The organism is Vulcanibacillus modesticaldus (assembly GCF_001730235.1).
Lineage (GTDB): Bacteria > Bacillota > Bacilli > Tepidibacillales > Tepidibacillaceae > Vulcanibacillus > Vulcanibacillus modesticaldus.
The window spans coordinates 1-20198 of the sequence record NZ_MIJF01000017.1; the positions used below are offsets into that span (position 1 = coordinate 1).

The 20198-nt window shown below is 32.9% G+C and carries 20 protein-coding genes; 13 read left to right on the top strand and 7 right to left on the bottom strand.

Going from position 1 to position 20198, the window contains the following annotated elements:
- The 6 genes from BHF71_RS11480 to rpmH form a co-directional block, all read right to left on the bottom strand.
- Positions 1-156: transposase (locus BHF71_RS11480; protein ID WP_084024145.1), on the bottom strand; the 156-nt coding region annotated here is incomplete at its 3' end.
- Between the two features lie 117 nt (positions 157-273).
- A complete protein-coding gene (gene jag / locus BHF71_RS04500; RefSeq protein WP_342668072.1) occupies positions 274-906 on the bottom strand; it encodes an RNA-binding cell elongation regulator Jag/EloR in 633 nt (210 codons plus the stop codon).
- Between the two features lie 24 nt (positions 907-930).
- Positions 931-1662, bottom strand: coding sequence for a membrane protein insertase YidC (gene yidC, locus BHF71_RS04505; protein ID WP_069656480.1), 732 nt, complete (start codon positions 1660-1662; stop codon positions 931-933).
- Positions 1663-1675: 13 nt separating this feature from the next.
- A complete protein-coding gene (yidD, locus tag BHF71_RS11485) occupies positions 1676-1903 on the bottom strand; it encodes a membrane protein insertion efficiency factor YidD (protein ID WP_084024232.1) in 228 nt (75 codons plus the stop codon).
- An 81-nt stretch (positions 1904-1984) separates the two neighbouring features.
- Positions 1985-2326: a ribonuclease P protein component gene (gene rnpA, locus BHF71_RS04510; protein WP_069656481.1), complete on the bottom strand. Its 342-nt coding sequence runs from the start codon at positions 2324-2326 to the stop codon at positions 1985-1987.
- Between the two features lie 188 nt (positions 2327-2514).
- Positions 2515-2649 carry a 50S ribosomal protein L34 gene (rpmH, locus tag BHF71_RS04515; protein ID WP_069656482.1) on the bottom strand — a complete coding sequence of 45 codons (135 nt, stop codon included), beginning with the start codon at positions 2647-2649 and terminating at the stop codon, positions 2515-2517.
- Positions 2650-3170: 521 nt separating this feature from the next.
- Between rpmH and dnaA the strand changes: the two genes are divergently transcribed.
- The 9 genes from dnaA to BHF71_RS04560 all read left to right on the top strand — a co-directional run bounded on the left by dnaA (position 3171) and on the right by BHF71_RS04560 (position 14463).
- A complete protein-coding gene (dnaA, locus tag BHF71_RS04520) occupies positions 3171-4526 on the top strand; it encodes a chromosomal replication initiator protein DnaA (RefSeq protein WP_069656483.1) in 1356 nt (451 codons plus the stop codon).
- A 222-nt stretch (positions 4527-4748) separates the two neighbouring features.
- Positions 4749-5885 carry a DNA polymerase III subunit beta gene (gene dnaN, locus BHF71_RS04525; RefSeq protein ID WP_069656484.1) on the top strand — a complete coding sequence of 379 codons (1137 nt, stop codon included), beginning with the start codon at positions 4749-4751 and terminating at the stop codon, positions 5883-5885.
- Between the two features lie 25 nt (positions 5886-5910).
- Positions 5911-6126 (top strand): S4 domain-containing protein YaaA, encoded by a 216-nt coding sequence (gene yaaA, locus BHF71_RS04530; RefSeq protein WP_069656485.1) that lies wholly within the window; start codon positions 5911-5913, stop codon positions 6124-6126.
- A 13-nt stretch (positions 6127-6139) separates the two neighbouring features.
- Complete coding sequence (gene recF / locus BHF71_RS04535; protein ID WP_069656486.1) at positions 6140-7261, top strand: DNA replication/repair protein RecF; 1122 nt, start codon at positions 6140-6142, stop codon at positions 7259-7261.
- 11 nt (positions 7262-7272) lie between these two features.
- Complete coding sequence (remB, locus tag BHF71_RS04540) at positions 7273-7506, top strand: extracellular matrix regulator RemB (protein WP_069656487.1); 234 nt, start codon at positions 7273-7275, stop codon at positions 7504-7506.
- A 52-nt stretch (positions 7507-7558) separates the two neighbouring features.
- Positions 7559-9472 (top strand): DNA topoisomerase (ATP-hydrolyzing) subunit B, encoded by a 1914-nt coding sequence (gene gyrB / locus BHF71_RS04545; RefSeq protein WP_069656506.1) that lies wholly within the window; start codon positions 7559-7561, stop codon positions 9470-9472.
- A gap of 23 nt (positions 9473-9495) precedes the next feature.
- The gene (gene gyrA / locus BHF71_RS04550; RefSeq protein ID WP_069656488.1) at positions 9496-11934 is read left to right on the top strand and encodes a DNA gyrase subunit A; all 2439 of its coding nucleotides are present in this window, start codon (positions 9496-9498) and stop codon (positions 11932-11934) included.
- A gap of 131 nt (positions 11935-12065) precedes the next feature.
- Positions 12066-13142, top strand: a complete 1077-nt coding sequence (locus BHF71_RS04555; RefSeq protein ID WP_084024236.1) for an HD-GYP domain-containing protein — start codon at positions 12066-12068, stop codon at positions 13140-13142.
- An 85-nt stretch (positions 13143-13227) separates the two neighbouring features.
- On the top strand, positions 13228-14463 hold the full coding sequence (locus tag BHF71_RS04560) for a putative glycoside hydrolase (RefSeq protein WP_245683819.1): 1236 nt from the start codon (positions 13228-13230) through the stop codon (positions 14461-14463).
- A 51-nt stretch (positions 14464-14514) separates the two neighbouring features.
- Here BHF71_RS04560 and BHF71_RS04565 read toward each other — a convergent pair whose 3' ends face one another.
- A complete protein-coding gene (locus BHF71_RS04565) occupies positions 14515-15570 on the bottom strand; it encodes a YaaC family protein (RefSeq protein ID WP_069656489.1) in 1056 nt (351 codons plus the stop codon).
- Between the two features lie 191 nt (positions 15571-15761).
- On the opposite strand from BHF71_RS04565, the gene guaB reads away from it, so the two are divergent.
- The 4 genes from guaB to pdxT all read left to right on the top strand — a co-directional run bounded on the left by guaB (position 15762) and on the right by pdxT (position 20174).
- Positions 15762-17216, top strand: coding sequence for an IMP dehydrogenase (guaB, locus tag BHF71_RS04570; RefSeq protein WP_069656490.1), 1455 nt, complete (start codon positions 15762-15764; stop codon positions 17214-17216).
- A 106-nt stretch (positions 17217-17322) separates the two neighbouring features.
- Positions 17323-18624 (top strand): D-alanyl-D-alanine carboxypeptidase family protein, encoded by a 1302-nt coding sequence (locus BHF71_RS04575; protein WP_176717306.1) that lies wholly within the window; start codon positions 17323-17325, stop codon positions 18622-18624.
- A gap of 70 nt (positions 18625-18694) precedes the next feature.
- Positions 18695-19579 (top strand): pyridoxal 5'-phosphate synthase lyase subunit PdxS, encoded by an 885-nt coding sequence (gene pdxS, locus BHF71_RS04580; RefSeq protein ID WP_069656491.1) that lies wholly within the window; start codon positions 18695-18697, stop codon positions 19577-19579.
- A gap of 10 nt (positions 19580-19589) precedes the next feature.
- Positions 19590-20174: a pyridoxal 5'-phosphate synthase glutaminase subunit PdxT gene (gene pdxT, locus BHF71_RS04585; protein WP_069656492.1), complete on the top strand. Its 585-nt coding sequence runs from the start codon at positions 19590-19592 to the stop codon at positions 20172-20174.
- The last annotated feature ends 24 nt before the right edge of the window (positions 20175-20198 follow it).

A 20198-nucleotide genomic window follows, 5' to 3' on the forward strand; every position in this document is an offset into this window, starting at 1 on the left:
GTTATCTAAAGAATAGGTATCTTTAACCAAATCGTATATAAAGCTAAAGTCAATTGCTTGATCTATTTTCCTAACCAAATGATCCTCTGGTACCAGATCCTCTATTGATACTAATTCAACTTGAGTTCTCACATCTTCCTTACGCTTTGTTAACATATTTCTCCCCTCACAAGATATTTATTACAATATCTATTATACAAAAAAAGCTTGTAGATTTGTCTAAATAAAGACTTTGTCTACAAGCTGAAAAGTCACTGACGTGACTTTTTTATATTACTTCTTAGTAATAACTATTTTTCGATATGGTTCTTCCCCTTGACTGTATGTTTGTACCCTTGGATGATTCTGTAATTTAGTATGAATGATCTTTCGCTCAAGTGGAGTCATTGGCTCTAAGACTACATCTCTCCCCGTTCTGACTACTTTCTCTGCAAGTCTATTTGCCAATCTTTCTAAAGTCTGCTTCCTTCTTGAACGATAGTTTTCAGCATCTAAAATAATGCGTACCTTACTATCCTTAGTATACTTATTTGCTACAACATTTACCAAATATTGTAAAGAGTCTAAAGTCTGTCCCCTTCTACCAATCAATACGCCCAAATCTCTTCCAACTAAATTAAATAAGATATGTTCTTTTTGGTTTAATTGTTCAATCTGAACTGAGAGATTAATGGATTGAAATACATCAGATAAAAATTTCTTAGCCTCATTAATAGGATTAACCTCTCTTTGAATTATTTCTACCTGAACTACTGCATCTTTCTTTCCCATCAATCCAAATAATCTTTTTCCAGGTTGTTGAATGACGATAACTTCCACATTTTCTTTAGTTGTACCCAGTTTTTCTAAGGCTGAGTTTACAGCTTCTTCAACCGTCTTACCAGTAGCTATTACTTTTTCCATCATAATGCTCTCCTTTATAGGTTTCTATTATTTACTGTAAACTATTTTGCTCTGAACTATAGAGAAGATGTTTCCAATTACCCAATATAAAGCTAAAGCTGAAGGTAAACTGATACCAATAAATAAAATCATCGCAGGCATAAAGATACTCATAATCTTTTGTTGTTGAGCTGCTTGATTATTAACGCTAGTATTAGCACCACTAGATACCTTTATTTGAAGATATGTAGTTATCGCAGCTATTATTGGTAAAATATAAAATGGATCTGTTTCTCCTAACTGAATTCCTAAAAAGGTTGATGATGCTATATGTGAATTTCTCATAATCGCATGATAAAACGCTATCAAAATTGGCATTTGTATTAAAATTGGTAAGCAACCAGCTAAAGGATTAACATTATGTTTTTGGAATAACTTCATTGTTTCTTCATTAATTTTTTGAGGGTTGTCTTTATATTTTTCTTTTATCTTATTAATTTCAGGTTGTAGCTCTTGCATTGCTTTTGTACTTTTAATCTGAGTTATCATTAATGGTAAAACTAAAAAACGTACAATTATTGTAACAACGATAATAGATAATCCGTAATTATTGAATAATAGTTTAGCGAAAAAATCTAACATATAAGATAATGGATATACAAAGTATTTATCCCAAATGCCACTACTAGGGTCGATAGGTGTTTCAGGACGAGCAGAACAACCTGTGCTAAGTAATACTACTGCGAGTAGTAAAGTAAAAACTATTAACTTTTTTTTCAAATTAACTCCTCCTCTAAAGTTTTTCTTTCTTAGGTGGTACTGGATCAAATCCACCAGGGTGTAAAGGATGACATTTGGCAATTCTTTTGACCGATAACCACCCGCCCTTAACCGGTCCATGAACTTCAATCGCTTCCAATGAATAATGGGAACAAGTCGGATAAAAACGGCAAGTAGGCGGTTTCAAAGGCGAAATGAATTTTTGATAAAAACGTATTAAAAGTATAAAAAATCTTTTAATAGCAGCTATGACTCAACACCCCTTAACTAAGTAACAATACTTTTTCTATTAGATAAATAATAAAAATTATATTTTTTATATTTATATCAATTTAGATTTTCGCAAGAGATCTTTAATACTCTTTTGAAACTGACTAAATTTCATATCCGCAGTAGGGTTTCGAGCAATTATTATCAAATCTTTTTGATTCTCCATCTCCAATTGATTAGCCAATGAACGAAAAGCTTCCTTAATTAAACGTTTAACCCGATTCCTAACAACAGCATTACCAATTTTTTTACTTACTGAGATGCCAACACGATATCTCTCTGTTTTCGAATTATCTAGAATGTATAAAACAAGTTCTCTATTGGCAACGGACTTACCATAAGTATATACTTTTTTAAAATCTTCCCTTTTTTTTAGTCGATTTTCTTTTTGCAACTACATAACCTCCACACAGTTAAAATCATTAGAAAAATTACCCCTATGTGGAAGTATATCTGAATACCTCCTGTAATAAACCTATTTTAACATATCATTAATCTAAAATATTAAAAAAACTTAAAATTTTTTACATAAATCATAAGATACTTAACCTAGTTAAAAAAAAAGACCACAAATGTGGCCTACTATGCAGATAAAATTTTTCTACCTTTTCTACGGCGGGCGCTTAAAACCTTCCGGCCATTTTTAGTACTCATTCTTTTACGGAATCCATGTACCTTGCTTCTCTTACGAACATTTGGTTGAAATGTTGGTTTCATATATTCCACCCCCTCTTGAGGATCAAGATTATCTAATAAAGACTAATTACGCCATTTTTCGATACTGATTAATTTTATCAATAATTAATTATCTATGTCAAGAAGCGACAAGTAATTTTATCTACATAATTAACTTAGCCTACAAACCATTTTATCCACAATCGTTCATCATATATTCCAACAATTTAACTTGGACTGTGGATAATAAAAAATTAAGATACCCTTTTTCGACATTGAATCTACAATTTATCCACAAAATATAGTGTTGTGAATAACCATTACACACAACTTGTAGTTATTGTTAATAAACCTAAGAAAACCATTGATTATACTGACTTTATTTGATATCATGTTTTTGATTCGAATATGTGGATATTCTACTTTATTATAAAAAATATCCACAACACGTGGATAAAATTGTGGACAGTTTATCCTTGTTGTGGATTTTTTATTCACAAAATTAGATAATAACCGACAATTATCAACAATAAATTTATTGAAAAGTTTTTAGGGGGCCTACCGTGGAACAGTTAGATACTTTATGGAATAAAGTTTTATCCATTATTGAAACCAAGCTAAGTAAACCAAGTTTTGAAACATGGTTAAAATCAACAAAAGTATATTCATTAGTCGATAATACTATTACTATAATCGCCCCTAATGAATTTGCTAGAGACTGGCTTGATTCCCGCTATTCTGCTTTGATTCAAGATACGTTACATGAAGTTGTTGGGGAGCGATTAAATGTAAAATTTACTATTCCGGTAAATAATTCAGCTATTGAAGGATATTCAGAAAAAAAACCTTCTAAACCGGATAACTCTTCTAATAATAATGATCATCATTCAGGAACCAAAGCAATCTTGAATCCTAAATACACTTTCGACACATTTGTAATCGGTTCTGGAAATAGATTCGCGCATGCTGCATCATTGGCTGTTGCAGAAGCCCCAGCAAAAGCATATAACCCTCTTTTTATATATGGTGGAGTAGGACTTGGAAAAACCCATCTAATGCATGCAATTGGACATTATGTGATTCAACATAATGAAAATGCTAAAGTTTTATATATTTCTTCAGAAAAATTCACTAATGAATTTATCAATTCTATTCGAGATAATAAGACAGTAGAATTCCGTAATAAGTACAGAAATATAGATATCCTTTTAATCGATGATATTCAATTCTTGGCTGGAAAAGAACAAACCCAAGAAGAATTTTTCCATACATTTAATGCCTTACATGAAGCAAATAAACAAATTATTATCTCTAGTGATCGTCCACCAAAAGAAATACCAACTTTAGAAGACCGTCTTCGTTCGAGATTTGAATGGGGATTAATTACAGATATTCAGCCACCAGATTTAGAAACTAGGATAGCTATCTTAAAGAAAAAAGCTAAAGCGGAAAATTTAGATATTCCTAATGAGGTATTAAATTACATCGCTAATCAAATCGATACCAATATTAGAGAACTTGAGGGAGCTTTAATAAGGGTAGTTGCTTACTCATCCTTAATAAATAAGGACATGAGTGCGGAATTAGCAGCCGAAGCTTTAAAAGATATCATCCCCTCATCTAAACCGAAAGTAGTTACAATAAATAGTATACAAAAAATAGTTGCCGAGCATTTTAATTTAAAGCCAGAAGATTTGACAGGTAAAAAACGAACTAAATCTGTTGCATTTCCAAGACAAGTAGCAATGTATTTAGTCAGAGAACTTACCGATTATTCTTTGCCAAAGATTGGGGAAGAATTTGGTGGTAGAGATCATTCAACAGTAATCCATGCTTATGATAAAATTACAAACCAATTAAAAAATGATTCCGTTTTAGAGAAAACGATAAAAACTTTAATTGAAAAAATCAAAAATTAATCGTTATTTATTAATAATTTTTCTCTAAGAAATAGTTGTGGATATTTTAAAAAATGAAGTGTAAGTTATAAACAAATTATTAACATGTTAATAATCGATAGTTATTAGCTATTTTCAAGTTATTCACATGTTAACATCTTCTATTACTATGACTAAAAAAAAATAAAATATTAATTATATGCTCAATGAAATTAAATTATTCTAATTTTATGGAGGAAAATTATGCATTTCACAATAAAGAAGAGCCATTTAGTAGATGCTCTATCTCATGTAAATAAAGCTGTTTCTGCAAAAAACGCTATCTCAATTTTAACAGGTATAAAATTTGAAATTAGCAATGATGGTTTAACGTTGACCGGAAGTGATTCTGACATATCTATTCAAATCTTCATACCCTCTGTTTTAAATGAAGATGAAATAGTACAAATTTTTGAACCTGGCAAAATTGTCTTACCAAAATACACATTTGAAATCATTAAAAAATTACCAAATGATGAGATAGAATTTAAAATAGTCGATCATTTAACTGTATTAATTAAATCCGGTTCATCTGAATTTAGATTGATAGGATTTGAAGCAGAGGAGTACCCAGAATTACCTCAAATTGATCAAAAAGATATTTTCACTATCCAGGGTAAATTATTGAAAACAATGATTATCCAAACAATATTTGCTGTTTCAACAAAAGAAAGTAGACCGATTTTAACTGGAGTACTTTGGAATCTTAATGGACAAAACTTAAAGTTTGTAGCTACTGATTCTCATCGTTTAGCAATAAGAGAAAGTACGGTTGAAAATCCTATGGGATTGTCCTTTAACAATGTTGTTATTCCGGGTAAATCATTAAATGAGTTAAGCAAAATACTTGATGATCATCAAGTACCAGTGGAAGTAATCGTAACGGATCATCAGTTATTTGTTAAAATTGACAATCTAGTATTCTTTTCCAGACTTTTGGATGGAACCTATCCTGATATTTCGCGTATAATTCCTGAAAAAGGGAAAACTAAGATTAGAGTGCAAACAAAAGAAATTCTAGATGCTATTGAAAGGGTAGCGTTAATAGCTAAAGATGCCAAAAACAATATCGTTAAATTAACGACTTTAGATAATCAATTATTAGAAATATCATCTAACTCCTTGGAAACTGGCAAAGCCAATGAGCAAATACTGGCTAAGGAATTAACGGGAGAACCAATCAAAATATCTTTTAACGCTAAATATACAATTGATGCCTTAAAAACGATTGATAGTCAAGAAATAGATATTGAATTTACAGGAGCATTGAGTCCATTTGTGATCAAACCAGTAGATCATGATAGAATGCTACACCTTATTCTTCCAATAAGGACATATTAGTCCCATGCTAAAGGAGATAGGAAAGATGAAAGAAGTCTTCATTGATACTGAATACATTACTTTAGGACAACTCCTCAAACATATGGATTTTATTCAGTCCGGCGGACAAGCAAAATATTTTTTAGCAGAAAACAAGGTTTACGTTAATGACCAGGTGGAAGATAGAAGAGGAAGAAAATTATATCCAGAAGATATTATTAATGTTCAAGATATGCTGTTGAAGATTAAAAAATCAATTTAGGAGAAATTAAGTAATGTTTATTGAAAATCTCCAACTTAAAAATTATCGTAACTACAATGATTTAGATTTATCTTTTGATCGACAAATCAATATCTTTCAGGGAAATAACGCGCAGGGAAAAACGAATATTTTAGAGGCCTTATATTTGTTAGCTTTGGCCAAATCCCATAGAACTTCAAAAGAAAAAGAATTGATCCGATGGGGCAATTCTTTTTCTGTCGTTAAAGGTTCCTTTAAAACGAGGAGAGGAAATCTAAATTTAGAGGTTCAACTGACTCCCAAAGGGAAAAAAGTAAAGGTTAATCAGCTAGAAAAAAGAAAATTAAGCGAATATATTGGTATGCTTAATGTTGTCATGTTTGGACCCGAAGACCTATCGTTGGTAAAAGGTAGTCCCCAGTATCGTAGAAAATTTCTTGATATTGAAATTGGACAGGTCAGCCCGTCATATCTATACCATCTTTCCCAATATCAAAAGGTTATCCGCCACCGAAACAATTATTTAAAAGAGATTACAAATAGTGGGGAAAACAGTGTAGAGTTACTAGAGATTTGGGACATTCAACTTATAGAACATGGGACTAAAGTTATTTTAAAGCGAATTAATTTTTTGAGACAATTAGAAAAATGGGCTAAAAATATCCATTCAAACATTACAGATAATAGGGAAGTTTTATCTATTCTGTACAAATCTTCACTATCCTTAGAAGATGGTTCATTACGAGAATCTGATATAATGGAACAATATAAAAATAATTTGCTTAAACTTAGGCAACAAGAAATATATCGAGGAACAACTCTTATAGGACCACATAGAGATGACCTAGAATTTTTCATCAATCAAGTTGATGTTCAATCGTTTGGCTCGCAAGGTCAACAACGGACGACAGCACTTTCACTCAAATTAGCTGAGATTGAGTTGATAAATGAAGAAGTAGGCGAATATCCAATCTTATTACTTGATGATGTTTTGTCAGAATTAGATGCAATACGTCAGACTCAGTTGATTCAAACGATCGAGGATAAGGTTCAAACGATCATTACAACAACGAGTATAGATAGCATAGATATTAACACCTTAAAAAGGTCGGCACTTTATCATGTTGAAGCTGGAAAAGTGAAAATTGGGAATTGAGGTGAATGTTTATGTTTATTCCAATAGGTGGTGAAGTAGTTGTTAGTACGAAAGATATTGTGGCGATAATTGATGCAAATGAGGTAAATGTCAAAAATAATATTTTATTTATTGAGAAAGTAGAAAATGATAAGCAAGTGGAAAAAATAACAACTGATGATATAAAATCTTTCGTGATAACTAATGACAAGGTTTATTATTCACCTATTTCAATATCAACATTAAAAAGAAGAGCGAATTATTAATTTATATTTATTTTGGATAAGAAATGGATAAATAGAAATGGATGGTGTACAAATGGTGACCAAACAAAATGTTTATGATGAGAGTCAAATTCAAGTTCTTGAAGGACTTGAAGCGGTAAGGAAAAGACCGGGGATGTATATTGGTTCGACAAGTGAAAGGGGTCTACACCATTTAGTATGGGAAGTAGTAGATAATAGTATTGATGAAGCGTTAGCAGGTTTTTGTAATCATATAATTGTTACGATTTTACCAGACAATAGCATTAAAGTTGAAGATAATGGTCGAGGAATTCCAGTAGGCATTCACCCTAAGATGGGTCGTCCGGCCGTCGAGGTTGCTCTTACGGTATTGCACGCTGGAGGAAAATTCGGTGGTGAAGGTTATAAGGTTTCTGGAGGACTTCATGGTGTTGGTGTATCTGTTGTTAACGCATTATCTGAGTGGTTAGAGGTAGTAGTAAAAAGGGAAGGTAATGTTTACAAACAACGATATACACGGGGAGTACCTGATTATGATTTAGAAGTTGTAGGTTCGACAGAAGAAACTGGAACAACAGTTACTTTTAAACCAGACCCAGAGATTTTTCAAGAGACAACTGAATTTAGTTATGAAACATTAAAGGCCCGATTAAGGGAGTTAGCCTTCTTAAATAAGGGAATTAAGATTGAACTAGTAGATGAGAGAGAAGAAGCAAAAAAAGATTCATTCTTGTATGAGGGTGGAATCAAATCATTTGTTGAATATTTGAATAAAAATAGAGAAACCCTACATCCCCAACCACTTTATTTTGAAGGAGAAAAAGATAATATTCAGGTAGAAATATCATTACAGTACAATGATAGTTACTCTAGTAATATTCTTTCATTCGCTAATAATATTCACACTCACGAAGGTGGGACACATGAAGCAGGGTTTAAGAGTGCTTTAACTAGAATATTAAATGATTATGCAAGAAAAAATAATCTATTAAAAGACCAAGATTCCAATTTGACCGGTGACGATACTAGAGAAGGATTAACCGCGATTATCAGTGTTAAGATTCCTGATCCCCAATTTGAAGGGCAGACAAAGACCAAATTGGGAAATAGCGAAGTGAGAGGAATTACTGAATCAATATTTGCTGAACAATTTTCAACCTTTTTAGATGAGAATCCTTCTGAAGCAAAAAAGATAATTGAAAAAGCAGTAATGGCAGCGAGGGCACGTGTTGCAGCAAGAAAAGCTAGAGAATTAACCCGAAGAAAGAATGCATTAGAAGTTAGTTCTCTACCTGGTAAGTTAGCAGATTGTTCATCAAGAGATGCCTCAATTAGTGAATTGTATATTGTAGAGGGAGATTCAGCAGGTGGTTCTGCAAAACAGGGTAGAGATAGAAATTTTCAAGCGATATTACCTTTAAGAGGAAAAATAATTAACGTTGAAAAAGCAAGATTGGACAAGATATTTGCTAATGCAGAAATTAGAGCGATTATTACAGCATTAGGCACAGGAATTGGTGAAGATTTTGATATTTCTAAAGCTAGATATCATAAGATCATCATAATGACAGATGCCGATGTGGATGGTGCTCACATCCGAACACTATTGTTAACATTTTTCTTCAGATACATGAGAGAATTGCTTGAAAAGGGCTATGTATATATAGCTCAACCACCTTTATATAAAATTCAACAGGGAAAAAAGATACGGTATGCTTACAATGATAAGGAATTAGAGAAGATCAAAGCTGAAATGGGTAATCGACCTGAACCGACAATTCAACGTTATAAAGGTTTGGGAGAGATGAACCCTACCCAATTATGGGAGACAACCATGGATCCAGAAAGTAGAACATTATTACAAGTTAGCTTACAAGATGCGTCAGATGCTGACGTGATCTTTGAAACATTAATGGGAGATAAAGTGGAACCCCGGAAAGAATTCATCCAGGAATATGCGCAATATGTGCGTAATCTGGATGTATAATAACAGGGGATGGAGGCAATAGTATGACAGATTCAAATATACGAATAAAAGAAGTAAATATAAGTCAAGAAATGAAAAATTCCTTTATAGATTATGCGATGAGCGTTATTGTGAGTAGAGCACTCCCAGATGTTAGGGATGGTTTAAAACCTGTTCATAGAAGAATTCTTTACGCAATGAATGAACTGGGTATGACTGCTGATAAACCATATAAAAAGTCAGCTAGAATTATTGGTGAAGTCATTGGTAAATACCATCCTCATGGTGATGCGGCAGTTTATGAAACAATGGTTAGAATGGCTCAAGATTTTTCTTATCGCTACATGTTAGTTGATGGGCATGGTAACTTTGGGTCAGTTGATGGTGATTCTGCTGCAGCTATGCGTTATACTGAAGCCCGAATGTCTAAAATTTCAGGTGAGTTATTAAGGGATATCAAAAAAGAAACAATCGATTTTGGAGATAACTATGATGGATCAGAAAAAGAACCTTTGGTATTGCCTGCAAGGTTTCCTAACATCTTGGTAAATGGAGCTTCAGGAATAGCTGTGGGAATGGCAACCAACATTCCTCCTCATCAACTAGGGGAAATTATTGATGGGGTTATAAAGGTAATAGATGACCCAGAAGTGAAAATTGAGGATCTGATGGGGATAGTAAAAGGACCGGATTTTCCAACAGGTGGATTAATTTTAGGAAAAGAAGGTATCAGAAAAGCCTATACAACTGGTAAAGGATCAATAATAATCCGAGCAAAATCTCATATCGAAGAGATGAATAATGGCAAAAGTAGGATTATTATAAGTGAAATTCCTTATCAAGTTAACAAAGCAAGATTGATTGAAAAAATTGCTGAACTAGTTCGAGATAAGAAGATAGAAGGAATAACGGACTTAAGGGATGAATCAGATCGCAATGGAATGCGAATCGTAATTGAATTAAGAAGAGATGTAAATGCAAATGTTATCTTAAATAATTTATATAAATTAACATCATTGCAAACTTCTTTTGGAATAAATATGTTAGCTTTAGTTGACGGACAACCAAAGGTTTTAAATCTCAAGGAAATCTTGGTAAACTATTTAAAACATCAAAAGGAAGTTATTAGAAGAAGGACTGAATTTGATTTAAGGAAGGCAGAGGATAGGGCACATATCTTAGAGGGATTAAGAATCGCCCTTGATCATCTGGATGCTGTGATAAGTTTAATTCGTTCTTCTAGAACGACTGAAGAAGCAAAGAATGGTTTAATAAGTCAATTCAAGTTAACAGACATCCAAGCACAAGCTATCTTGGATATGCGCTTACAAAGACTAACTGGCTTGGAAAGAGAAAAAATTGAAAATGAATATCAAGAACTTAGAACTAAAATTGCAGAATTAAAAGGGATTTTAGCCGACGAACAAAAGATTTTGTCAATTATTAAAGATGAGTTGTTAGAGATCAAAGGTAAGTATAATGACATAAGAAGAACCAAAATAACCGTGGATCAAGACAATATCGATGATGAGGATTTAATTCCTGAAGAAGAAGTTGTTGTCATGTTAACCTATCAAGGTTACGTAAAAAGATTGCCTATTTCCACCTATAAGAGCCAAAAACGCGGTGGAAAAGGAGTAACAGGAATGGGAACTAAAGAAGATGATTTTGTACAACATCTGTTTATCACCAGCTCCCATAACTATATAATGTTTTTTACTAATACAGGTAAAGTATACAGATTAAAAGCTTACGAAATTCCAGAATTAAGTAGGACTGCAAAGGGTACTCCGATTATTAACCTTATCCAAATTGAAAAAGGTGAAAGAATCAATGCGGTCTTTCCAGTAAAAGAGTATACTTCTAACCATTATTTAACCTTTGTGACAGCATTAGGAATTGTGAAAAAGTCCCGTTTATCAGAATATGAAAATATACGTAAAGGTGGCATTATTGCCATAAACCTTAAACAAAATGATGAATTAATTGGTGTTAGATTAACTGATGGTAACCAAGATATAATTCTAGGAACTAAATTAGGCCAATCAATCCGCTTCTCAGAAAAAGATGTAAGAACTATGGGAAGAAGTGCTACTGGGGTTAAAGGAATTGACTTAACGGAAGATGATTTAGTAATCGGAATGGACACAATAGAAGATGATAAATCAGTTCTAGTCGTAACATCTAAAGGATATGGTAAAAGAACTCCTGCGAATGAATATCGGGTACAAACCAGAGGTGGAAAAGGAATTAAAACCTTAAATGTGACCAAGAAAACTGGATATGTTGTGGGATTGAGGATAGTTTCCGAAAATGATGATATTATGATTGTCACAGCAAGTGCCATGGTAATAAGATTAAATACCAAAAACATAACTTCAATGGGTCGATACACTCAAGGTGTTCGATTGATATCAATAAATGATGATGATACAGTGACAACAGTTGCACGTATTGATCCAGACGATGATGATAAAGAGTAGAAAATATAAAAATTGTATTCAATTAATAATTTTATGGAGCATTTGCTCCTTTTTTTTATATAATATTAAGAAAAAAGATAGCATAATTTGTTAATTAATTTTTTATAATTTTCACAAATCAGACAAAGGAGTTGATTAATATTATTATATCAATCAACAGTATTAGTTCTGGAATGAAGTTAAATCAAGATGTAAAAAGTAAGTTAGGGGGTATCATTTTTAAAAAGGGTACCGTTTTACAAAGTATTGATAAAGAAGTTTTAGAGGCATTCGGGGTTAAAGAGATTGAAATTGAAGAAACTATAAATACCAAAGAACAAAAAGTAGAGATTGAAAAAGAGCGACTAAAGTCACAATCGGAGAAAAAAGGGGATTTCAAGGAACTTTTTAATCAAGCATTAAAGGTAGTAGAGAAAATCTTCAAACTAGCCCAAGGAAATGCTCAAATTCCAATTTTGGATTTAAGAAAGGTTTTACAACCTTTATTAGATGAAAAATATGCTCAATTTAAGTATTTATCTTCGCTAAATTACATATCAGAAGATTACATAAAATATGATAGTCATCATGCTTTATCCGTAGGAATTATTTCAAGTGCTATTGCCAAATGGAGAGGATTAGAGCAAGGAGAAAGGATGCAAATTGCATTAGCAGGAGTATTACATGATATTGGGATGAGTAGAATCCCGGTCGATATAATTCATAATAAAGGTCCATTAACATATAATGAATATGCAGAAATAAAAAAACATACCCTTTATGGTTATCAGATTTTGAAAGATACTAAGGGATTAAAGGAAGGATCTGTATTGGCAGTATTACAACACCATGAAAGGGGAGATGGTAGTGGTTACCCATTAGGTTTAAAAAATGATCAAATTCATCAATACGCCAAGATAGTTGCAGTTGCAGATATCTTTCATGCAATGATATCTAAAAGAAGTCATAGGGCTGAATATTCCCCTTATCAGGCCATCGAACAAATAATTGTGGACAGTTTTGGGAAGTTGGATCCTGTTATTGTTAGGATGTTTACCAATAAAATGACTGAGTTTGCGAATGGAACTAAGGTAGTTCTAAATAATGGACAAGAAGGTACAATTGTGTTTATTGACCAAAAACATCCTACTAGACCTTTAATAAAAGTAGGTCAATCAATATTAAATTTAATTAATGAAAATGAGCTTTATATCAAGAAGGTTTTATAAAAATTTCCTCTAATATTCATTAATCAAAAAAAATGAAACAATGCTATACTATAAATACATATTGAAATTTAGGAGGAAATACAAATTGAAAAATATCTTCTCAAAATATGGATTATTAATTTTGGCACTATTTTATATAATAAATTTCGCTTTACCTTCAAACTCTTTGATATATGCTAATGAAAATATGAATAATGATAATTCAGAAGAAGTAAATACAGTAGAGAAAACAAAGTTTATTCCAACTTATTATGATTGGTACCAATATCCAACTGATTATTCTTTATTCAACCTAAATAGAAAAAAAATCCCCCGTGAAGTTAAAGGATTGTACGTTAGTGGCCATACCGCTGAAAGTATAAGAATTGATCAATTAATCGATTTACTCAATAAAACTGAATTGAATAGTTTAGTTATAGATGTTAAAGAAGATGGGGGTTACCTTACTTATAAATCAAATGTTCCCCAAGTAAAAGAAATAACTTCTGATCGAAAGACTTTCATTTCAGACATAGATGCTTTGTTGCAAAAGGCAAGGGAGAATAATATCTATACGATAGCAAGAATTGTAACATTTAAAGATCCGTTTTTAGCTGGAGCAAAACCAGAAATCGCGATGCAAAAAATTTCTGGAGGAGTATGGAGGGATAGTAAAGGTGTATCTTGGGTTGACCCCTACCGTAAAGAGGTCTGGGATTATAACATAGCAATAGCTATAGAAGCTGCGAAGAAAGGCTTTAAAGAGATACAGTTTGACTATGTTAGGTTCCCTGCAGAAGGAAGAAGATTAGATCGGGAAGTCCAATTTAATAATCCGGAAAACAAAACGAAAGCTGAAATTATTGCAGAATTCTTAAAATATGCAAAGGAACAACTGAAAGATTACAATGTTTTTATTTCTGCAGACGTTTTCGGTTTAACGACTACAGTAATTGATGACATGGGTATTGGACAAAAATGGGAGTTAATTACTGCTACAGTTGATTATATCAGTCCAATGATGTATCCATCCCATTATGGTAAATGGTCCTATGGGTTACCCATTCCTGATGCATATCCGTACGAAACGATAAAGTTTGGTTTGGAGGATGCGATTGAGAAAAATAATAAAGTTGCTAACCAAGGCAATACCCCGGCTATAATTCGTCCTTGGTATCAAGATTTTACAGCTACTTGGGTTAAGGGACATATTGATTATGGTGCTGAAGAAGTATTAGAGCAGATAAAAGCCGGTAAAGATTTAGGTATTAATGAATATTTAATTTGGAATCCTCGTAATACCTACAGTGAGAGAGCGTGGTTAAATACTAATAATAAATAGTAATAAAGGAGCATGATAAAACATCATTTAATGGTGTTTTAGGTTGCTCCTTTAATTAATTTCAAAAATAAATTTTTCATCAAATAGTACATTTAAAATTAAATTAGGAAATTTACGTAAGGAAAGATTCAAGAACTCATTAACAATATACATATCCTCAGATACAAAGGAAAAGATAATCTCTCCCCATAATTCGGTATCGTAACGGCAGAGCATTCCTAAGTTATACATTATCATATAGTCAATCATTAACTCTGGTAATAAAAGCCGCCGATCATTAATTGGGCGAATAAAATATTGTCCTTTAATATCTTGGATTATCATTTGATTATCAAAAAAATTAGCTATATTTAGAGGGTTTTCGAGGTTCCCATTCCAGATACAAGTAAAAAACTCTAATCGTTGATCATAATCGAGAGAAAACTGATTTTTTTCTTTATTTGACGAATCATTTAATTCCTTACAAAATTTATTAATGTCATCATCATAAAAAGATAATATTTTTCTAGGAATATTTAATTCTATAGCGGTTGGAGTTATTTGTTTTAAATAAATCGGGAAAATTGTTTCTTCTTGAAATAACCTAGAATAACTTTCATTAAGCTCCGGAATTAAAGATAACAACTCCTTTAATTTGTATTTATTCCCTTCAATAATTTCAACAGAATGATCAGTTATTAAGGTATAGAACAAGGGTAATAATCCATCTTTTTGAATTTTAACTTCATCATCATGTAATTGGAAATTATTTTTTTTTAATTTTCTAGTTGTAATACCATGCCTTAAAACACTGGTACGACTTGGATAATCAGGTTTTTTAGTTAAGATAACTGCTTTGATAAAATTCATCATCCCATAGTAAATTAGTAGTGGTTTGACTAAAATGTTACTTTTACTAGCTGAGTAAAAATACTCTTTCGCTTGTTTAATAAAATAAATAAATTTTGGAGTATTTTGATATGCCAATTTGTAACCATCATCATACCCAATTTTTTCATATATGTTCTGTAGATATTTTTTGGTAGATGGTTCACTTTCAAAGAAAACATAAGTATCCCACATTTTTTCATAAGGATTTTCACAATGAATACGATGAATCTTTTTCATAGGTACGACTCCAGTTTTAAAAGTTTACTATCCATGATTTTTTCAACTGAAAGAGTTCAATCAAAAATACCGTATTATAATTATTTTCAAATAGTTATTCAAATATTATGAAGAATCTTGACAGCAAAAATCCCCTTTGTTAAACTTTCAATAATATATTTCTAGGACAAAGGAAAGGGTAGGGAATAATTGTGTGGGAGAATAAGTTTAGGCGTGAAGGTTTAACTTTTGATGATGTTTTATTAATTCCTGCAAAATCTGATGTATTACCAAAGGATGTTTCTGTTAAAACCAAATTAGATAAACTTCAGTTAAATATTCCAATAATTTCAGCAGGAATGGATACAGTTACCGAAGCAAGTATGGCTATTGCAATGGCGAGACAAGGTGGAATAGGAATTATTCACAAAAATATGTCGATTGAGAAACAGGCAGAAGAAGTTGATCGAGTTAAGCGTTCTGAAAGCGGTGTTATCACTGATCCATTTTCTTTAACACCAGAACATTCAATTTTAGATGCGGAAGAATTGATGGCTAAATACCGTATTTCTGGTGTGCCAATCGTAAATGATGAGGGGGCGTTGGTTGGAATAATCACTAACCGTGACCTTCGTTTTGTTAAAAATTATTCTATTCCAATAAGTGATGCGATGACAAAGGAAAATTTAATAACCGCTAAGGTAGGTACCACCTTAGAAGAAGCGAAAGAGATTTTACAAAAACACAAAATTGAAAAGTTGCCATTGGTTGACGATGATAATAAATTAAAAGGACTTATAACAATTAAAGATATTGAGAAGGCAATTAGGTTCCCAAATTCTGCTAAAGATGAATATGGACGTCTTGTAGTTGGTGCTGCTGTTGGAGTATCTTATGATACATTTGATCGGGCTAAGGCTTTAGTAAATGCTGGAGTTGATGTTTTAGTAGTTGATACCGCCCATGGACATTCTAAAGGTGTGCTTGATACAGTCAGAAAATTAAGAGAGTTATATTCTGATTTAATCATTATAGCCGGCAATGTTGCCACAGCTGAAGGAACAAAGGATTTAATCGAAGCAGGGGCTTCGGTAGTTAAGGTTGGCATCGGCCCAGGTTCAATCTGTACTACTAGGGTAGTTGCTGGAATAGGAGTTCCACAGATTACAGCGATATATGAATGTGCTACTGTTGCTAAAGAATACGGGGTATCTATTATTGCTGACGGCGGTATTAAATATTCTGGTGACATTACAAAAGCAATCGCTGCTGGAGCAGATGCTGTAATGTTAGGCAGTTTATTAGCTGGTACAGATGAAAGTCCAGGCGAATTCGAGACATACCAAGGTAGAAGGTATAAGGTTTATCGTGGAATGGGTTCAATTGGTGCGATGAACGCTGGGAGCAAAGATAGATATTTTCAAGAAAATTCATTAAAATTGGTACCAGAAGGTATTGAAGGCAGGGTTGCTTATAAAGGTCCTTTAGCTGATACAATCTTTCAGTTAGTAGGTGGTTTACGTGCTGGAATGGGTTATTGTGGAACAGAAACTATACAAGAGCTAAAAGAAAAAGGACAATTTATAAAAATTACAGGTGCTGGATTAAAGGAGAGCCATCCCCATGATGTCCAAATAACTAAAGAGGCTCCAAATTACTCTTCCTAGTCCAAAACCAACTTTTGAAAAGTCACGAAAAGTCACCTACGTGACTTTTTTTAGTGTAGTCACTATGATAAAATATTTCTTGTGGATTATTAGAGGGGGTGTCGTTTTGAATAAAATATGGAAAATAACATCATTGATATTAATTGTAACATTTATTGTACCTATGTTAGGAATTAGTTCACCTCTCGTATCAGCTCAGCCAAATCTTAATCTTAATGTAAGGTCTGCGATATTGGTTGATGCAATAACGGGTAAAATTCTTTATGGTAAGAATATTGATCAACCATTACCTCCTGCAAGTATGACAAAAATGATGACTGAATACATAGTATTGGAATATATTGCATCAGGGAAGGTAAAATGGGATGATATAGTAACCGCAAGTGAATATGCCAATTGGATGGGAAAATACGGTGGTTCAAGGGTATTTCTAGGTTTAGGTGAAAAACGTACTATTAAAGAATTAGTTGATGCAATGGCAATATACTCTGCTAATGATGCCACTGTGGCCTTAGCTGAACATCTAGCTGGTAGTGAAAGTAACTTTGTAGAAATAATGAATAGAAAAGCTAAGGAGTTGGGGATGAATCAAACTCATTTCTTAACTTCCACTGGCTATCCGATTGAAGAATTAGGTGAATATGCTCCATATAATGCAATAGGGGAGCATGTGATGTCTGCAAGGGATTTAGCAATATTAGCATGGCATCTAATTAATGATTATCCGAATACTTTAGAATTAAATAGTCAGTCAAAATTATACTTTCGCAAAGGCGAAAGAGGCGAGATGGAATTACCAAATTTCAACTGGATGTTACCTGGTTTAATTTATGAATATCAGGGTGTCGATGGAATAAAAACAGGATACACATCGGAAGCAGGATATGGCTTTACAGCTACTGCAGAAAGAAATGGAGTAAGATTAATAAGTGTAGTTACAGGAACTGATAGCAAAAAAGCCCGTTTTATGGAAACAAAGAAGTTATTAGATTATGGTTTTGCAAACTATGACCTGTTAAATTTGGTAAAGGCAAAAGATCCGATTCCAGGATATGAGAAGGTTGCTATTGAAGAAGGAAAAACGACTGAAGTTGCAGTGGTTCCTAAAAATAACTTAACCGTTCTAGTGAAAAAAGGTGAAGAAAATCTGTATAAACCGATTATTGAACCAAATGATACGATTAAAGCACCAATAAAAAGTGAAGATGTTTTGGGTTATGTATCTTATGAATATAACGGTGAAGAACAATACAGTTATTTAAATGATTATATAAAATCTAATGGTAAAGTATTGTTAATAGCCAATGAAGATGTTGAAAAAGCAGGGTTTATCAGGTTGTTTTTCCGGAAGATTTACACCATGTTTAACGAAATATTTACCAACATCATCGATGGAATATTGGGCTAAATATTAGCTTATTCTCTGAAATAAGATAAATATAAAAATAACAAGCATTTTTAGAACTGGAGGTAAGAAGATGGTTGATATAGGAACTACACGTGTAAAGCGTGGGATGGCTGAAATGCAAAAGGGCGGAGTTATTATGGATGTCGTAAACGCTGAACAAGCGAAAATAGCTGAAGCTGCCGGAGCAGTTGCGGTTATGGCTTTAGAAAGAGTCCCAGCCGATATTAGAGCAGCTGGTGGGGTAGCACGTATGGCTGATCCCAGAGTTATTGAAGAAGTTATGAAGGCAGTGTCTATTCCTGTAATGGCTAAGGCTAGGATTGGACATTTTGTTGAAGCTCGAATATTAGAGGCATTAGGAGTAGATTACATTGATGAAAGTGAAGTACTAACACCTGCTGACGAGGTGTACCATATTGACAAAAATTCTTTTACAGTTCCTTTTGTTAATGGTGCTAGAGATTTAGGAGAGGCTTTACGTAGAATTGCCGAAGGTTCCTCGATGATTCGTACAAAGGGTGAACCAGGGACTGGTAACGTTGTAGAAGCTGTTAGACATATGCGTACTATGATGAGTCAAATTCGCAAAGTGCAGAATATGTCTAAGGATGAATTAATGACAGAGGCTAAAAATTTAGGGGCACCATATGACTTATTACTTTATGTACATGAAAATGGAAAACTTCCAGTAGTTAATTTTGCCGCTGGAGGAATATCTACTCCGGCAGATGCTGCTTTAATGATGCAACTTGGTGCTGATGGGGTATTTGTTGGTTCAGGTATTTTCAAGTCAGACAATCCTGAGAAATTTGCTAAAGCTATTGTAGAAGCTACAACACATTATGAAGATTATGAATTAATGGCTGAATTATCAAAAGGATTAGGTAATCCGATGAAAGGAATTGAAATTTCATCATTAACGCAAAACGAAAGAATGGCAGAACGGGGTTGGTAGGTGTAAGGTAATGAAGGTTGGAGTATTGGCACTACAGGGTGCTGTAGCAGAACATATGAAAATAATAGAAATGGCTGGAGAAAAAGCTGTAGCTGTGAAAAAAGTAGAACAATTAGAAGAAATCGATGGCATAATAGTGCCTGGTGGGGAAAGTACAACCATAGGAAAATTAATGAAAAAATATGGCTTTGATACTGCTCTTAAAGATTTTTCTGACCAAAGAAAACCAATTTTTGGAACTTGTGCAGGATTAATAATCTTAGCTAAAGAAATTAATGGTACAAAAGACAGTCATCTGGGATTAATGGATATTTTAGTTGAAAGGAATGCTTTTGGAAGGCAGAGGGAAAGTTTTGAAGTTGATTTAGAAATAGAGGGTGTAGCAGATAATTTTCGTGCGGTTTTTATTAGAGCACCTTACATTATGGATGTTAAAGAGAACGTTGGAATTTTATCAATTTATAATGGCAAGATTGTTGCTGCAAGGCAAGAACATTTATTAGCTTCAGCATTTCATCCAGAATTAACTGATGATCCTAGGATGCACAAATATTTTATCGAGATGATAAGGGAATATAAAAGTCAAAGAGACTAATTATCTATCCAATAGTTGCATATT

Bases quoted from the DNA above. Each gene is read 5' to 3' on its own strand.
- dnaN (WP_069656484.1), top strand. From the start codon at position 4,749: ATGCATTTCACAATAAAGAAGAGCCATTTAGTAGATGCTCTATCTCAT.
- rpmH (WP_069656482.1), bottom strand. From the start codon at position 2,649: ATGAAACCAACATTTCAACCAAATGTTCGTAAGAGAAGCAAGGTACAT.
- jag (WP_342668072.1), bottom strand. From the start codon at position 906: ATGATGGAAAAAGTAATAGCTACTGGTAAGACGGTTGAAGAAGCTGTA.
- BHF71_RS04565 (WP_069656489.1), bottom strand. From the start codon at position 15,570: ATGAAAAAGATTCATCGTATTCATTGTGAAAATCCTTATGAAAAAATG.
- pdxT (WP_069656492.1), top strand. From the start codon at position 19,590: ATGAAGGTTGGAGTATTGGCACTACAGGGTGCTGTAGCAGAACATATG.
- recF (WP_069656486.1), top strand. From the start codon at position 6,140: ATGTTTATTGAAAATCTCCAACTTAAAAATTATCGTAACTACAATGAT.
- remB (WP_069656487.1), top strand. From the start codon at position 7,273: ATGTTTATTCCAATAGGTGGTGAAGTAGTTGTTAGTACGAAAGATATT.
- gyrB (WP_069656506.1), top strand. From the start codon at position 7,559: ATGGTGACCAAACAAAATGTTTATGATGAGAGTCAAATTCAAGTTCTT.
- yaaA (WP_069656485.1), top strand. From the start codon at position 5,911: ATGAAAGAAGTCTTCATTGATACTGAATACATTACTTTAGGACAACTC.
- pdxS (WP_069656491.1), top strand. From the start codon at position 18,695: ATGGTTGATATAGGAACTACACGTGTAAAGCGTGGGATGGCTGAAATG.
- gyrA (WP_069656488.1), top strand. From the start codon at position 9,496: ATGACAGATTCAAATATACGAATAAAAGAAGTAAATATAAGTCAAGAA.